Source organism: Acinetobacter sp. TR11, assembly GCF_027105035.1.
Taxonomy (GTDB): Bacteria; Pseudomonadota; Gammaproteobacteria; order Pseudomonadales; family Moraxellaceae; genus Acinetobacter.
Genome location: NZ_CP114256.1, coordinates 1721334 through 1737240, shown reverse-complemented (window position 1 = coordinate 1737240; position 15907 = coordinate 1721334). Strand labels below are relative to the sequence as shown.

Here is a 15907-nt window from a genome sequence, read left to right as displayed (position 1 = left end):
TTAAGCTCTTATCCAAAATAACAGGGCATAAGCAAGGACATTGGCAATACTGTAGATCACTAAGCTTTGCCAGCCTTTCGGGATGAAATAGACAATAAAAAAGACGCATAGCCAAATCCAAGGAATTGACCACATTCCCAATTGTGGTGCAATCGAAGAATCAGCATTGGATTTACTGAGTAAAAGAATGATTGCTCCCATCGCCATTGCAAAGCTGAGACCGAGAACGGCACCAACAAATGTTTTGGTCCACCAATCAGGTTGTAGTTTTTGTTTAAGCATGTTCATTTAAGTTGGCCTTTTCATGAGCATAATGAAGGGGGCAAATGACCAAACCAGCGTAGCAACTGCCAGCCAAATTAAAATAGCAACCAAAAGGGGTAAGCAATAAATCAAGATGCTTAACCCGACGAATAAGCCAACAAGTCCGAGGTAGAAGAATGGTCGAGACAACTGCTTTTTCAGAAAAATTTGATGGGTGTGGCTGAGATAAACACTCATACAGGCAAGTAGTGAAACCATGATCCCTAACAGTTTTAAAGTCATGTTGATAATCTGTTAAATATAATGATAATAATTATCATTTATGTTTACTAAAAATTAAAGCATAAATTAAAAAACTTAATCTATCTAGCTGAAATATTAAAATATAAATGCTATTGATAATTATTATCGTTTATGTATTATGTAAAAAATATTACATACTCGGGGGAGTCATGAAGCACCACAATTTATATACAGCGATTATGTTAAGTCTGCTAGGTAGTTCTACAAGCATGGTTTGGGCTGGAGATGCATCAGAAAATTCAAATAAATCAGATGTGTTACCTGTTATTCACCTTAAAGCTGATCACGAAGCTTCTGCATATACCGTTAAAAAATCAAAATCGGCAACCAAACTGGATTTATCTTTAAAAGAAACACCACAGTCTGTGAGTGTGATTACCAGTGAGCAGATTCAGGATCAGGGGCTCAAAGATACCTATGATATTTTGAATCAGACACCTGGAATCCATGTTATGCGTTATGGTGCCAAAGGTGCGATTGGACGTGGTGGTGAATATGCATTTTATTATGCACGTGGAAAGCAAATTATTAATTATCAACTTGATGGTGTAATGACGGCACCAGCTGTGGACTTTAGATCAGGTTCTGCACTGAGCAATCTAGATGCAGCTATTTTTGATAATGTAACTGTAGTTAAAGGTGCGACAGGTTTAACAAATGGTGCGGGTTACCCAAGTGCAAGTGTTGGCCTAAATCGTAAACATGCAACGAGTGTTGTACCGACAGGTACAGTAAGGTTGAGTGGTGGGTCTTGGAATAATATGCGCTCTGAATTTGATGCACAAGGTGGATTAAATCAGGATGGTTCGGTACGTGGTCGTGTTGTAGCTGCATATGAGCAAGGTGACTCATGGAAAGATTGGGGTGATTTTCGTAAAGGGGTACTCTACGGTATTGTTGATGCAGATTTAACTGAAAAAACTCAGTTGTCAGTAGGTACAATGGTCAGCCAAAATCGCTCTGATGGTCTAAGTGTGCATGGGCTGGACATGTATGGTTATGATAATACTCGTAATCCATACAAACCATCTTTTAATGCTGCACCACGCTGGGCTTATAGCAAAGTAGAAACATTGAATGCTTTTACGAGTTTAAAGCATGAGTTTGCTAATCGTTGGCAAGTACAAGGAAACTATAATTATATTGATCAAAATATTGATGGTATATATGGGGTTATCGGAACAGCACCGCGCTATGGTGAAGATAAAGCAAATTTTGCTTTTGGTCGTGATCCATCAAACCCTAAAGAGCATTCGGTTGATGTGAGTGTATTGGGACCCTATCAACTTTTTGGTCGTGAACATGAGTTAATGGCTGGAGCAAGTTATCAAAGTATCCGCAATGCTGTTGATACTTATAATGCAACTGGTACATATAGTATTAAGCCATCGCAATGGGATGGAAATGTTCCTTTACCTACAATTACTAAATCAGGTGAGTCATTAAAAAAATTTGATCAAACTGGTTACTATGTTGCAACTCGCCTGAATCCTATCGAACCTTTACATGTGATTGTAGGAAGCCGAGTTTCTGACTATAAGTTTAATAATAATAATAAGATATTGAGTAATTATGCAAAAGTTACACCTTATGCAGGGCTGACTTTTGACCTCACTTCTGATTTAACTGCATATGCAAGTTATACCAATATTTATTTGCCTCAAACGAGTCGTGATTATAACTATGAATATTTAGATCCCCAAGAAGGTGATAATTATGAAATCGGGTTGAAATCGGCATTGTTTGAAGATCGCTTAAATCTCAGTGCTGCATATTTTCAGGCTAAAATGGATAATGTGGCTGTTGTCGCTGGCAAGTATTTAACTGAAGAAGAGGCAAAGAAGATTAGTAGTTCGTTGAAAGCAAATGACAATTACTATCGAACAGCAAAAGGTGTTAAAACTGAAGGCTTCGAGTTAGAGGCGAATGGTGAAGTTGTCGATGGCCTTAATTTGCAAGCAGGTTATACCTATGTTTCAAGTAAGGAAAAAGGTAAGGCTGTAAATGCCAATATTCCTAAAAATATGTTTAAGGTGTTTGTTACTTATAAAATTCCTGTGTTGCCAAGCTTAACAGTTGGTGGTGGTGTTCGTTGGCAAAGCAAATTCTATGATGAAAATGCAAAAGGTCTACAGGCTGAATTGTATACTCAAAAAGGATTTACTGTAGCAGATCTAATGGCGAAATATGAATTAAATAAGAATGTGAGCCTAGGTTTGAATGTGAATAACCTGACCGATAAGGAGTACCGATTAAATACTTGGGCAAACACTTATGGTGACCCAAGAAGTTATACCGGCTCAATTACCTTTAAGTATTAATAAAAGAGGCTGCCAAATTTGGCAGCCTCTTTCTTTTAGGAAATTGTTATTGACCTATCCAAATATAATAACCTAAGATCATCAGAGGCCATGCAATATAAGGACTAAATAACCATTTCCATAACCAGAATCTTGGTATAAACCCAACACCATGAATAAAACCACCAGAAATTCCGACCATGACGAGCATCAGCATACTGTGGTTATAGTGACCATTAGCATCTAACATTAATGATGGGTGTACCAATAAAATAGCAGCAAGCGGCAATGCCAACAAAAACGAAACGGTCATTGCAAGCACTTGCGCTTTACTATTCTTCGGTGTTGTCATTGCTTCAGCCATTTTATTATTCCTCATCTAAATCTTGATGGTGTTCGATATACAGAGCACTGAGTACACCTGCGAAGCATGCCATCAAAATGCCTAGAATCCATGCAAAATACCACATTTCACATCTCCTCATTAGTACAAACTATGTGAATTTTCTTCAATGTGTTTGTTAGTGATGACACCCCACATTTTGTAATAAGACCAAGAGGTATAGATCAAAATGAGAGGAACAAAAATACATGCAGCAACCGTCATTACACCAAGGGTTTTACGACTAGAAACAGCATCCCACATTGTTAAGCTTGACGTTGGATCTATACTTGATGGTAATAAGAATGGGAATAATGCAAAACCAGCGGTTAAGATTGCACCCACAATCATCAGGCTTGTACCAGTAAAACTCACAGCCGCTTTATGTTTCGCTGCGCTAATGATCACTAGTAATGCACCTAAAATTGCAACAATCGGTGCAGCAATAGTAATTGGATAAGTTGCATAGTTGTTTAACCAACCATGATTGGTATTAGTGACAACTTCTTTTGCAAGTGGATTTAATGCAGCATTAGTATTAACAGCAGTAGCATAACTATAGCCTGAGATATTTCCAAAGAATAACCAAGCGCCAGCCGCTAAGAAACATATAAGGAATACTATTGCCATAATTTGAGTTGCTTTAGCCGAACGGTTATGTAAATCACCATCAGTACGAAGCATTAACCATGCACCGCCGTGAGCAGATAACATTGACAAACTCACGATACCGCAAATCAGTGCAAATGGATTCAATAATGCAAAGAAGCTGCCTGTGTATTGAGAACGTAAGGTATCGTCTAAGCTAAATGGTACGCCCAAAAATAAGTTACCAAATGCAACACCGAATACTAGTGCTGGTACAGCACCACCGATGCACAGACCCCAATCCCAAGAAGTACGCCATTGCGTATTTTCTAATTTAGAACGGTAGTCAAATCCAACAGGTCTGAGGAATAGCGCAAATAGAACGAGTAGTAATGCCCAATACATTCCAGAGAAAGCGACAGCATAAACCATTGGCCATGCGGCAAAAAGTGCACCACCAGCGGTAATAAACCAGACTTGGTTACCATCCCAGTGGGGTGCAATCGTATTGATTGCAGCACGTCTTTCAGAATCAGTTTTACCTACAAATGGCATCAGCGCCATTGAGCCCATATCAAAACCATCAGTGAGGGCAAAGCCAATGAGTAATACACCAACCAATACCCACCAAATAATTTTTAGGAGTTCATATTCGATCATGATTGAGCCTCCCCAGTTTTTGCAGCTAGTTTCTCAAAATGATATTTACCAGTGTGTAACGAACTTGGACCTAAACGAGCAAATTTGATCATTAAGTACATTTCAATAATGAGAAGTACTGTATAGAACGCAGCAAGTGCAATAATTGATCCCCATACATCACCTGTGCTTAAAGAAGATGCAGATAGATGTGTTGGTAAAACTTCACCAATAGACCATGGTTGACGACCACCTTCAGCTACATACCAACCTGTTTGAATTGCAATCCATGGTAGTGGAAGAGCAAATAGAGCAAATTTAAGTAACCATGGTTTTGTTTCGGCATTACGTTTAGCGACTGACCATGCAGCCAGTAGGAAAAGTAATAACATTAATGCACCAGAAGCCACCATCGCACGGAACGAGAAGAACAATGCAGCGACATTTGGAATGGTATCTTTAGTTGCTGCTTTGATATGTTCTTCAGTTGCGTCAACAACATTCGGTGTATATTTCTTTAATAGCAGACCATAGCCTAAGTCTTTTTGATTTTTTTCAAATGATGCAAGTAACTCTGGGGACTGATCGCCTGCACGGAGTTTTGTTAATTCGCTATACGCCACCATACCATTACGAATACGGATTTCATGCTCTTTCATCAAGTCATGTAAGCCAGTAACTTCTTTGTCTGTCGAGCGAGTTGCAATCATCCCCATAACATACGGAATTTTAATTGCATAATCGGTACGCATTTCTTTCTGGTTAGGAATACCAAATAAAGTAAATGCGGCAGGTGCGGGTTCAGTGTGCCATTCAGCTTCAATTGCAGCGAGTTTAGTTCTTTGCACATCACCTAATTCATAACCTGATTCATCACCAAGTAAAATGACGCAGAAAGTTGAAGCTAAACCAAAAATTGCAGCAATCGCGAAAGAGCGACGAGCAAAGGGCATATCACGTTTCTTTAGCATATAATAGCTTGAGATAGCGAGTACAAAAACTGCACCTGTGACATAACCAGCAGAAACGGTATGTACGAATTTAACTTGAGCAACAGGGTTGAAAATCAACGCTCCGAAGTCTACAAGTTCCATACGCATGGTTTCATAGTTAAATGCAGCACCAACAGGGTTTTGCATCCAACCATTCGCGATGAGAATCCACAAGGCTGACATATTAGAGCCAATCGCAACTAGCCAAGTTACACCTAAGTGTTGAACTTTAGAAAGACGATCCCAGCCAAAGAAGAATAGACCGATAAAAGTCGATTCTAGGAAGAAAGCCATTAAGCCTTCAATTGCAAGCGGTGCACCAAAGATGTCGCCTACATAGTGAGAATAATAAGCCCAATTGGTACCAAACTGGAATTCCATCGTTAAACCAGTAGTTACACCTAAGGCAAAGTTAATCCCGAAGAGTTTCCCCCAAAATTTGGTCATGTCTTTGTAAATTTCTTTACCAGAAATCACGTAAGTGGTTTCCATGATGGCAAGAATAAAAGCTAGACCTAAAGTTAGAGGGACGAAAAGAAAGTGATACATTGCGGTCATTGCAAATTGGAACCGCGAAAGATCGACCACGCTTTCAGAAATCATCAACGTGTCTCCTGAGTTTTGGACATGTCACCAGCAATACGCTCGGCAACTTCATTGTTAAAATCTTTTGGAATCGTTGGGGCATCAAACCAGATATGTTTAATCACCATGAGAAGGGCAACTTTAATAATAAGAATAATCGTAATTTCTCTGATTAATCTTCGATTTTGATCTTGAGAACTCATGTTCATAGAACTTCGCCTCATATTTAAAAAACATGTAAAACATTATTAAATAAAATTCATTAAAAATAAACCTTTAAGGCTTTTAAATTGAATTAATTTTTATTTTATATAAAAATCAATTGTTTAAATAAATTTTGGTTAAATTTTGAAAATATTATTATTACCCAACTAAAATAATATGAATTAATTTAAAAAACTGATTAAAACAGTTGTATTTATATTTTTAAATCTGATTAAAAAGGTTTGATTTATACTTAGTTAAAAAAATTTAAACCAACTAAAATAGTATGAATATAAAAAAATATAATATTTACAATCATTTAAAGAATTGATTATACAATTAAGTAATTCTTATAATGGATTCTGCGCAAAACCTAGTGTATTGGTAGAGTTTGGTTTAAAAATATGTGAAATATCATCCTTCATTTTAGTCTGAAATTTAGATCAATAAGTTGATAGAAATGGAAGAGGTGATTACACGTTTTTTACTTTTTCTTTATGTAACAAATTGTAATTTTAATGATGAATGAAAAAAATTCTAATCGCTTCAATTAGATTTCAACGGATTTTGGGTTCAGTCTGCGGTAAATAGTTTATTTGAAATAGAGATTTTTTTAGCAATATAGTATGAATTGGATTTCTGACTGATCAACAACACTTGAGATTGTAACTCTAATTCACCATATTCTGGCTCTACTTGTACATAATACAGTTGACCAAATTCATTGCGAACACGTGCTTGTGCAGAGAAGCCTGGACGAGCATTACCCGTAGAAATTGTTGCTAAGCGACCCACTAAGTTAATGTGAGTATGTGTGACTTTAGGTTTAATCACTTGGTCAAGACAATTAATCATAAACACTGTAAAAAAGATGTCGATGATCAAAGCAGGAACAAAAAGATAGTAAGGCGAGATAAAGTAGTGTTGTAAAGCAAAAAATGAAAGCTCTAGAAAATAACCTGCAAAACTAAAATTGATGAGTAAAAATACAAATATTAAGTATTTAGAAAATTTTACATCTAATAGCGGTGAATTTAATAACCACTCTGGTGTCATTTTCTTTACGAGATGACTTGGACGTAACCCAATAAAAATACCAATTGTTTCTGCAATGCTGAGCAAAATCAAAGCCACTACGCTCATGTGAAATGGCATAAGGTAGTAATTTAAAAAAAACTCAGTCATCGCAGAATTCATGATTTAGGTATTAGTCAATATAAATACCACCATCAGAGTGTACTTCCAAATTTACTTTTTCAAGGAATTCACCTAGACATGGTCCTGAAATACATTCACCAGTTTCTACTGAAAATAATGCTCCATGAGTTGAGCATTGGATATACTCACGATCCTGATCTAAAAATTGATTTTCTAAATACTCAAGTTCAGTTTGCAAATGTGGGCAAACATTTTGATAAGCGTAAAAGCTACCATCTTTCTGAGTAATAAAGATTGTTGTTCCTTTCATGGTGTCATATGCACGAGACTCACGATCTGGAACTTCTTCAGTCATGCAAATCTTTTCCATTTTAAGCATATTCCTGTTGAGAATTTTTAAATTGTTCAAATAATTTGGCATAGTTTTCAACGGCTAAGCGTGGACCAAATTGTGCAACAACTTCACTAGAAATTAAAATAGCCAGTTGAGCCGCAGCTTCTAAAGTTAAACCAGCGTTAATGGCATATAAGAATGCACCAGCAAAAGCATCGCCAGCACCGTTAGTATCAACGGCATGAACTTCGCGACCAGCAACGTGGAATTGTTGTTTAGGATCAATGATGATTGCGCCATTTGCGCCTTGAGTGATGACAATATGTTGATTCTTTGATTTTAAAACTTCAATAGCTGCATCAAGTGTTTCAGTATTACTGAACATTAGCGCTTCTTGTTCGTTACAGAATAACAAGTCAACGCCGTCATCTAAGAGTTCTTCTAGGCCTTGACGTGCATATTGCACCATTGCAGGATCAGACAGTGAGAGTGCGACTTTAACGCCATGTGCTTTGGCAAGTTCACGTGCTTGTTTTACCGCGACACGAGCAGTATCACTTGTCGATAAATAACCTTCGATGTAGAGCCATTTTGCGGTTTTTAAGGGTTCAAAGTCGATTTGTTCAGCAGTTAATTCAGCGGTAATGCCTAAATATGTGTGCATGGTACGTTCTGAATCAGGACTGATCAGAACCATACATGTACCTGTTACGCCTTCACTGATAGATTGCGTTGTTGTTTGAATGCCTGCCGCATTTAAGCCATTTAAATAGATTGTACCGAGGTCATCATTACCCACACGGCATCCATAAAAAGCTGTACCACCTAAAGCACCAAAGGCAACCGTTGTATTTGCAGCAGAACCGCCACTTGCTTGACCTTTATAGCTTTGCGTATCTTGTAATTGTTGATATAAAGCCGCTTGAGTGTCGCCATCGGTCAACTGCATTGTGCCTTTTTGCAACGATTGTTGTGTTAAGAACTCATTTGAGACTTTAAATTCTTGGTCAATCAGCGCATTACCAATTGCAAAAAGATCAACAGTTGCCATGTTTGTCATCACATTAAAAATCAAAAAGCAAAGTTTACACTAATGCTCAGGATTACAGTAGTTTGTTGAAAAAATTAGCGTAGCTCTAAATAGTTAATTGTTGCGTTCATCTGTTTTAATTTTTATTTAAGCGGACCAATCAAGAATAAACATATTTAATGAACAAAGAGCCGAAATTCTATGGCAATACTTCAGGCGACAACTTCCAGTTCACATGAACTTTTGTCAAAAGTTCCACAAGTCACAGCTTTATTCTGGTTGACTAAAATTTTTGCCACAACTTTTGGAGAAACGGCTGGAGATGCTGTTTCCATGTCACTTAATCTAGGTTATTTGATTAGCACTTTTATTTTTGCTTTCATTTTTATTGCGTTGGTTATCTGCCAGATTCGTGCAAAAACGTACCAACCATTTCTATACTGGTTCACGATCATTGCGAGTACAACAGTTGGAACGACGTTGGCTGACTTTATGGATCGGTCTTTGGGGATTGGTTATATCGGCGGTAGTTCATTATTATTGTTGTTGGTCTTGTTGTCTTTATGGGTATGGCACACATCAGAAGGTAATATTTCGCCAGATACAATCAATAATGTTCGTACCGAGTGGTTTTACTGGATCACAATCACTTTTTCACAAACACTCGGAACAGCTTTGGGTGATTGGTCTGCTGATACTGCTGGTTTGGGTTATACAGGTGGAATTGCTTTATTTTCTGGATTGATTTTATTGCTTGTTGCTCTGCACTTTTTAACACGAGTATCAAAAACCTTATTATTCTGGGCTGCTTTTGTATTGACTCGTCCATTGGGCGCTGTAGTTGGAGATTTTTTGGATAAGCCACTCAGTTCTGGAGGGCTGGACTTGAGCCGTTTTACAGCTTCTATAGTATTGTTGGTGGTTATCCTCGGGTGTGTATATTGGTCGAAACATCAGAACACTCGCTTATAATCCAACGTAAATATTTTTATATTCGATGAAATCACAGAGAAAAAATGCGTTGAATTTTGGTTGGCGCATTTTTCTACAAAAACATACCAATTTACATGGATATCCATGTGTATTCTTCGGTAGACTCTCTATATTAAATTAGTGTTATTTAAATAGATAAATTGGAGATCACATGACTGTAGATGTTACTGAAAGCATTACTCAAACTATTCATCCCGCGTTTCAGCTATTACGTCAACACCATGTAGAAGCACTCGATATTCAAGTTTCAGAATATAAGCACAAAATTACTGGTGCAGTTCACTATCATTTAGCTACGAACCATGATGAAAATGTGTTTTTAGTGGCTTTTAGAACGCAACCAATGGACTCAAAAGGCGCTGCGCATATTTTAGAGCATACAGCTTTATGTGGTTCTGAAAAATTTCCTGTACGCGACCCATTCTTTTTAATGATTCGTCGTTCATTAAATACCTTTATGAATGCGTTCACAGCAGCAGATTGGACAGCTTATCCATTTGCGACACAGAATAAAAAAGATTTTCAGAATTTATTGTCAGTGTATTTAGATGCTGCATTCGCTGCAAATTTAAATCCTTTAGATTTTGCTCAAGAAGGCATCCGCATTGAATTAGAGAATGATCAAGCCGTTTATAAAGGTGTGGTGTTCAATGAAATGAAAGGAGCGATGAGTTCGCCTACAGATCAGCTCTATCACCAATTGGCACATCATTTATTCCCTGAAACGACTTATCATTATAATTCAGGTGGTGATCCAAAAGACATTCCTGATTTAACCTACGAACAGCTTATTGATTTTTATAAAACACATTATCACCCAAGTAATGCAGTCTTTATGACTTTTGGTAATCAAACTGCCTATGATTTACAGGAGCAGTTTGAAAAATTAGCATTAAATAAGTTTTCTCAGGGTACAACATTATATTCAAAACCTGAAAAACGTTTATTAGCACCAATAGAGGTGACTGAAAGCTATGCAGTTGATAGCGAAGACCTAAAAGATAAAACTTATCATGTGATGTCATGGTTACTACCTGAAACCAGTGACATTAAATTGCGTTTAGGCATGCGTTTAGTAGAAGGGATTTTATTAGAAAATTCAGCGTCGCCGTTGCGTCATTATTTAGAAACTTGTGGTTATGCACAGTCAACGGGTCCATTGATGGGCGTTGATGATAGTAACTTTGAAATGACATTCTATTGTGGCGTACAAGGCTCGAATGAAGAACATGCTGAAACATTTAAAAATGGTGTTTTAGATATTTTGAAAGAAGCAGCATCAAAACCGATTGATACTGATCTGGTTGATGCGATTTTGCATCAAATTGAATTGCATCAACGTGAAATCAATGGTGATGGTACGCCATATGGTTTAAGCCTTATTTTAAATGGTTTAGGCAGTGCAATTCACCATAATGATCCAATCCATGTCTGGGATGTGGATGCTGCGATTGAGCAAGTTAAAGAAGAACTGAAAGACCCAATGTGGTTGTCTAACTTGATTCAAATTCATTTGTTGGATAATCCACATCGTGTGCAAATGACTTTAGTGCCTGATGCAACTAAATCAGTCAAAGAGCAGCAAGCTGAGCAAGCACGATTGGCTGAGATTACGGTGAATTTAACCGATGCTCAGAAAGTCGAAATTCAGGAAAAAACGGAAGCGCTGAAACAACGTCAAGATACAGCTGATGATCTTGAGTTACTTCCTAAAGTTGGTTTGGAAGATGTACCTGCGGATTTGCATATTGTTCAAGGCCAACTGCGTGAGATTATTAGTAATGGTTTAGATACGCCATTAAATTTATATCATGCAGGCACGAATGGCATTTACTATCAACAAGTTTTGATTCAGATTCCAGACGAAATCGTACAGTCGCCTTATTTCAACTTACTTTCTATCTTGATGGGTGAGGTTGGCGCAGGTGAGCATGATTATTTAGAATTCCAACAAATCCAAACGGCTGTAAGTGGCGGTTTGGGAATGGGAGCATCTTTACGTAGTAAAGTGGATGATAAAGATCGAATTAGTGCTTGGTTAACACTGACGACAAAATCACTTACGCAAAAGTTAGATTCTATTCAGTTGTTGAAACTTGCCTTTGAGCAGCTGCGTTTTGACGAAAAAGATCGCATTATCGAATTATTGCAGCAACGTAAAACCCGTTGGCAGTCACGTTTGTCTGGTTCTGGACATAGCTATGCGATGCAGGCTGCGTCACGTCAGATGAGTGCTTTAGCTCGCCGTGATTATCACAATACAGGTTTAGGTGCATTGAACTGGTTGAGTGATCTTGTCAATAAGATTGACCAAGATGATGAGGCTTATCAAGCCTTGATTACGGAATTACAGGCGATTCATCGCAAGTTATTACAAGCACCTAAACAATTCTTGTTGGTCTGTGAAGAGCATCAATCGGATCTTTTAGTTGAAGAGATTCAAAACGTTTGGGATAAATTGGCTGTCGATAAATCACCTGTAAGCTTAACCCAAGTTGAGCAAATCAATACAGAGAATGATGAAGCTTGGCTCATTCAGACGAATGTTCAATTCTGCTGCTCTGCTTATCAAGCCGTTGATGTTGCACATGCAGATGCAGCACCATTGATGGTATTGGCTGCGTATTTACGTAATGGTTTCTTACATAGTGCGATCCGTGAAAAGGGTGGTGCTTATGGTGGTGGGGCAAGCTACGATGGTAATGCTTGTTCATTCCGTTTTTATAGTTATCGCGATCCACGCTTAGTTGAAACATTTAATGATTTTGAAGCAAGTGTGCAATGGTTATTTAACGTTGAACAGCAACCATATCAACTTGAAGAGGCAATTCTTGGATTAGTCGCAGGTATGGACAAACCTGGTTCACCTGCTGGCGAAGCAATTACTGCTTGTTATGCATTATTGCATGCACGTACGCCAAAATTCCGTAGAGTTTTACGTGAGCGCTTATTAAGTGTGAGTTTGGAAGATTTAAAACGTGTTGCAAAACAATATTTACTGGAACAAAAACCAGTAAAAGCAGTCGTTGCGCCATTTGCTAAACGTGATGAGCTGCAAGCACTTGGATTTAATATTCAGCAAGTTAATTAAAATAAAAAGTTGGAGATATCTATGGCGTTCAAATCTTTTGAGCGGGGTCATTTGGAGCTTGGTGTCGTTATGACACTGAGCACTTTGGCTAGTTCTATGGTCAATGCGCAGACAACTATACCTGCAGCACCTGCAACAGTAGAGGCTTGTGTTGCATTGGCTTCAAATGCGGATCGTTTGGCTTGTTATGACAGTCTTTTTAAAGCTGCAACAGTCATCCCACCACAAGTTCAAGCAGCCGAACCAATCATTGCGGTAGCTGCTCCATCGGTAGAAAACAAAAATGAAAAAGCTGAACCCACGACTTTGCGTGATAAGGTTGTTCAAAAAGTAAGTGATTTGCACATCTTAGGTGCTGCGCCTAAATTTGATCCAAATATTTCATTATTAGACCGCCGTTGGGAACTTTCTGAAGAAAGTAAACTGGGTGTGTGGAATATTCGTGCTTATCAACCCGTTTATTTGCTGCCTGCATTTTGGACCAGCGATAAGAATGAATTTCCTAGTAGCCTCAATCCAAACAATACTGTTAAAGATCAACAAAACTTAACCTCTACAGAAGCTAAGTTTCAAATCTCTTTAAAAACGAAAGCCTTAGAAAATATTCTGGGTGATAATGGTGATTTGTGGTTGGGATATACGCAATCTTCTCGGTGGCAAGTTTATAATTCTGAAGAATCAAGACCTTTTCGTGAGACCAATTACGAGCCTGAAGCAAGTTTGATGTTTAGAACCAACTATGAAATTTTAGGTTTAAATGCGCGTCTGTTAGGTGTGACTTTAAACCATCAATCCAATGGTCGTTCTGATCCATTATCACGTAGTTGGAACCGTGTAATTTTTAATTTAGGGTTTGAAAAAGATAATTTTGCGTTGATGGTACGTCCTTGGTACCGTGTCGAAGAAAATGCAAAAGACGATAATAATCCTGATATTAAGGATTATATGGGACGTGGCGATTTAACTGCATTTTATCGTCATAATGCAAATGAATTTTCTCTCATGCTGCGTCATTCATTAAAAGGTGGTGATCGTTCGCATGGTGCTGTTCAATTTGATTGGGCTTTCCCGATTAAAGGCAAATTGCGCGGACATTTGCAGTTGTTTGATGGTTATGGTGAGAGCCTGATTGATTATAACCATCGTGCAACTTACGCTGGTTTAGGCGTGTCTTTGATGAATTGGTATTAAATGAGTTTAAATATTCCAGAACCATTATTACAGCTTGAAGCAAATTGTGGAGTTTTCGCCGTTTGGTTGATTTTAAAGCAATATCAAACAAGTATTGATATTGCTGATCTAATTCGATTGTGTCGACATGATCATCAGGAGGGAACTTTTACAATTGCTTTGGCTGTGGCACTGAAAAAATTAGGCTTTGAAGTGTCATTGTATACTGACCCTGATCCGAATATTGATGAGAAAGAAAAGCAAAGTTATTTGGATGCCCAAGGTCTTCAGATTCCGATTCAGGCTGCTTTGACTTATTCCGAGATTCAACAGGTATTTGAAAATGGTCACTTTGTTATCGTGTTTTATGACACCCTACAGGGTGTGGGAAACCAATCTTTGATTTATTCAATTGATGAACAAGAGATTAGTTTCTGTGATCACTTTGAAGTGATGTCAAAAAGTACGTTTGAACAACAACGCCAAGCCGATGGAATTTGTCGGCAGGTGATTGTGGTTGAGCAGCCGTTAGGTGATTATCCAATTTGAATATTGGCATTGGCATGTTTTAAACGACTTTTCTTTGGTGTAGCAATCAAGTAGGCAAGGGTTAATGGTCCAAGACGACCTGTATACATCAATAGACTCAGGACAAATAGGCTACCATCATGTAGTTCGCCTGTTACACCTCGAGATAAACCAACCGTACATGCCGCAGAAACCACTTCAAACATCAGATCTAAGACATCCTGTTTAGGCTCCAAAAGAAAAAGCGTAAAGCAGCCGACAAAAATCAGCATGCCTGTAATTGCTGCGACGGCAAGCGCTTTATAGGTGGTTTCTTGGGAAATAGAGTGATTAAAGATGCGGATTTCTTCATTGCGCCGCAAAAAGGAAATGACGCAGAGCAGTAAAATGACAAATGTACCGACTTTAATACCGCCTGCGGTACTCAGTGAACCGCCACCAATAAACATCAATAGCATCGTGAGCAGTGTTGTACTGTGTTCCATTGCGCCTGTATCAATGGTGTTAAACCCAGATGAACGAGGTACTGTCGCTTGGAACCAAGCATTCATGGCTTGTTCACCAATATTCATTGAACCTAAAGTAAGTGGATTATTGGCTTCTAAAAGCCAAATCAAAATAAAAGCCACAATATTTAGTGTCGCGATTGCACTGAGGATTAGCTTGCTATTCGGTGTAAGTTTACTCCAACGTTTATTTTGTTTGATATCAATTAAAACAAGAAAGCCGATCCCACCTAAGGTGTAGAGTATGCTAATGGTTAAACAGATTAAATAATGACCTTGAAAATTTATTAAGCTGTTATTGAATAGCGAAAAACCCGCATTGTTGAATGCAGAAATACTGTAGAAAATTGAATAATATAATCCACGGTCAAAGCCATAAATAGGTATAAAAGATGTACTTAAGATAATAACGCCAATCAGTTCAAAAAAAAGTGTATAAATCACCACACCTTTTGCCACAAATGTTACTTTAGATAAGCTGGTTTGACCTAAGCTATCTTGAGCCATCATTTGTTGTTTGAGCCCGAGTTTAGGCGCTAGACTTAAGGCTGCCAAAATAGCAAAAGTCATAAAACCCAAACCGCCTGTTTGGATTAATAAAAGAATAATAACTTGTCCGAGATGATTAAAAGACTCATTTAAATTCACTACAGATAAACCTGTAATGGTTACAGCCGACGTTGCTGTAAATAAGGCATCCATCCAGCTCAAATTGCCTTTATTAGCGATGGGGAGTTTGAGTAATAGTGTTCCAATGATAATAAAACTCAGAAATCCAATCGCTAATAAGGAGGGTGGACTTAAGTTAAAAATTTTTTGAGTATTTATTTTTATAGTCAT

The 15907-nt window shown here is 37.9% G+C and carries 16 protein-coding genes; 5 read left to right on the top strand and 11 right to left on the bottom strand.

All coding sequences use genetic code 11. The features are described from left to right. Nucleotides 1-288 carry a hypothetical protein gene (locus tag O1450_RS08410; protein WP_005212618.1) on the bottom strand — a complete coding sequence of 96 codons (288 nt, stop codon included), beginning with the start codon at nucleotides 286-288 and terminating at the stop codon, nucleotides 1-3. Then, nucleotides 289-546 carry a hypothetical protein gene (locus O1450_RS08405; RefSeq protein WP_081401495.1) on the bottom strand — a complete coding sequence of 86 codons (258 nt, stop codon included), beginning with the start codon at nucleotides 544-546 and terminating at the stop codon, nucleotides 289-291. 170 nt (nucleotides 547-716) lie between these two features. On the opposite strand from O1450_RS08405, the gene O1450_RS08400 reads away from it, so the two are divergent. Then, the gene (locus O1450_RS08400) at nucleotides 717-2888 is read left to right on the top strand and encodes a TonB-dependent siderophore receptor (RefSeq protein WP_269228076.1); all 2172 of its coding nucleotides are present in this window, start codon (nucleotides 717-719) and stop codon (nucleotides 2886-2888) included. 46 nt (nucleotides 2889-2934) lie between these two features. Here O1450_RS08400 and O1450_RS08395 read toward each other — a convergent pair whose 3' ends face one another. The 8 genes from O1450_RS08395 to O1450_RS08360 all read right to left on the bottom strand — a co-directional run bounded on the left by O1450_RS08395 (nucleotide 2935) and on the right by O1450_RS08360 (nucleotide 8800). After that, nucleotides 2935-3231: a cyd operon YbgE family protein gene (locus tag O1450_RS08395; protein ID WP_269228075.1), complete on the bottom strand. Its 297-nt coding sequence runs from the start codon at nucleotides 3229-3231 to the stop codon at nucleotides 2935-2937. Nucleotides 3232-3235: 4 nt separating this feature from the next. Beyond that, nucleotides 3236-3337 (bottom strand): cytochrome bd-I oxidase subunit CydX, encoded by a 102-nt coding sequence (gene cydX, locus O1450_RS08390; protein WP_002120988.1) that lies wholly within the window; start codon nucleotides 3335-3337, stop codon nucleotides 3236-3238. 14 nt (nucleotides 3338-3351) lie between these two features. Further along, nucleotides 3352-4497, bottom strand: coding sequence for a cytochrome d ubiquinol oxidase subunit II (gene cydB, locus O1450_RS08385; RefSeq protein WP_269228074.1), 1146 nt, complete (start codon nucleotides 4495-4497; stop codon nucleotides 3352-3354). Then, a complete protein-coding gene (locus O1450_RS08380) occupies nucleotides 4494-6071 on the bottom strand; it encodes a cytochrome ubiquinol oxidase subunit I (RefSeq protein WP_269228073.1) in 1578 nt (525 codons plus the stop codon). The genes cydB and O1450_RS08380 overlap by 4 nt, the downstream gene beginning before the upstream one ends. Then, a complete protein-coding gene (gene cydP / locus O1450_RS08375; protein WP_005160022.1) occupies nucleotides 6071-6262 on the bottom strand; it encodes a cytochrome oxidase putative small subunit CydP in 192 nt (63 codons plus the stop codon). Before cydP ends, O1450_RS08380 begins: the two co-directional genes overlap by 1 nt. 568 nt (nucleotides 6263-6830) lie before the next feature. After that, nucleotides 6831-7442: an OB-fold-containig protein gene (locus O1450_RS08370; RefSeq protein WP_171062101.1), complete on the bottom strand. Its 612-nt coding sequence runs from the start codon at nucleotides 7440-7442 to the stop codon at nucleotides 6831-6833. Between the two features lie 22 nt (nucleotides 7443-7464). Continuing rightward, complete coding sequence (locus O1450_RS08365; RefSeq protein ID WP_087545480.1) at nucleotides 7465-7770, bottom strand: Rieske (2Fe-2S) protein; 306 nt, start codon at nucleotides 7768-7770, stop codon at nucleotides 7465-7467. A 16-nt stretch (nucleotides 7771-7786) separates the two neighbouring features. Beyond that, nucleotides 7787-8800 (bottom strand): adenosine kinase, encoded by a 1014-nt coding sequence (locus tag O1450_RS08360; RefSeq protein WP_269228072.1) that lies wholly within the window; start codon nucleotides 8798-8800, stop codon nucleotides 7787-7789. A 180-nt stretch (nucleotides 8801-8980) separates the two neighbouring features. Here O1450_RS08360 and O1450_RS08355 point away from each other — a divergent pair, with 180 nt between their 5' ends. The 4 genes from O1450_RS08355 (at nucleotide 8981) to O1450_RS08340 (ending at nucleotide 14582) form a co-directional block, all read left to right on the top strand. Beyond that, entirely contained in the window at nucleotides 8981-9751 is a 771-nt protein-coding gene (locus O1450_RS08355) for a COG4705 family protein (RefSeq protein ID WP_269228071.1), read from the top strand. Between the two features lie 172 nt (nucleotides 9752-9923). Further along, a complete protein-coding gene (locus O1450_RS08350; RefSeq protein ID WP_269228070.1) occupies nucleotides 9924-12863 on the top strand; it encodes an insulinase family protein in 2940 nt (979 codons plus the stop codon). Nucleotides 12864-12884: 21 nt separating this feature from the next. Next, nucleotides 12885-14054: a phospholipase A gene (locus O1450_RS08345; protein ID WP_269228069.1), complete on the top strand. Its 1170-nt coding sequence runs from the start codon at nucleotides 12885-12887 to the stop codon at nucleotides 14052-14054. Further along, a complete protein-coding gene (locus O1450_RS08340) occupies nucleotides 14055-14582 on the top strand; it encodes a cysteine peptidase family C39 domain-containing protein (RefSeq protein ID WP_269228068.1) in 528 nt (175 codons plus the stop codon). On the opposite strand, the gene O1450_RS08335 is transcribed toward O1450_RS08340, so the two are convergent. Further along, nucleotides 14570-15907: a TrkH family potassium uptake protein gene (locus O1450_RS08335; RefSeq protein WP_269228067.1), complete on the bottom strand. Its 1338-nt coding sequence runs from the start codon at nucleotides 15905-15907 to the stop codon at nucleotides 14570-14572. The genes O1450_RS08340 and O1450_RS08335 overlap by 13 nt on opposite strands.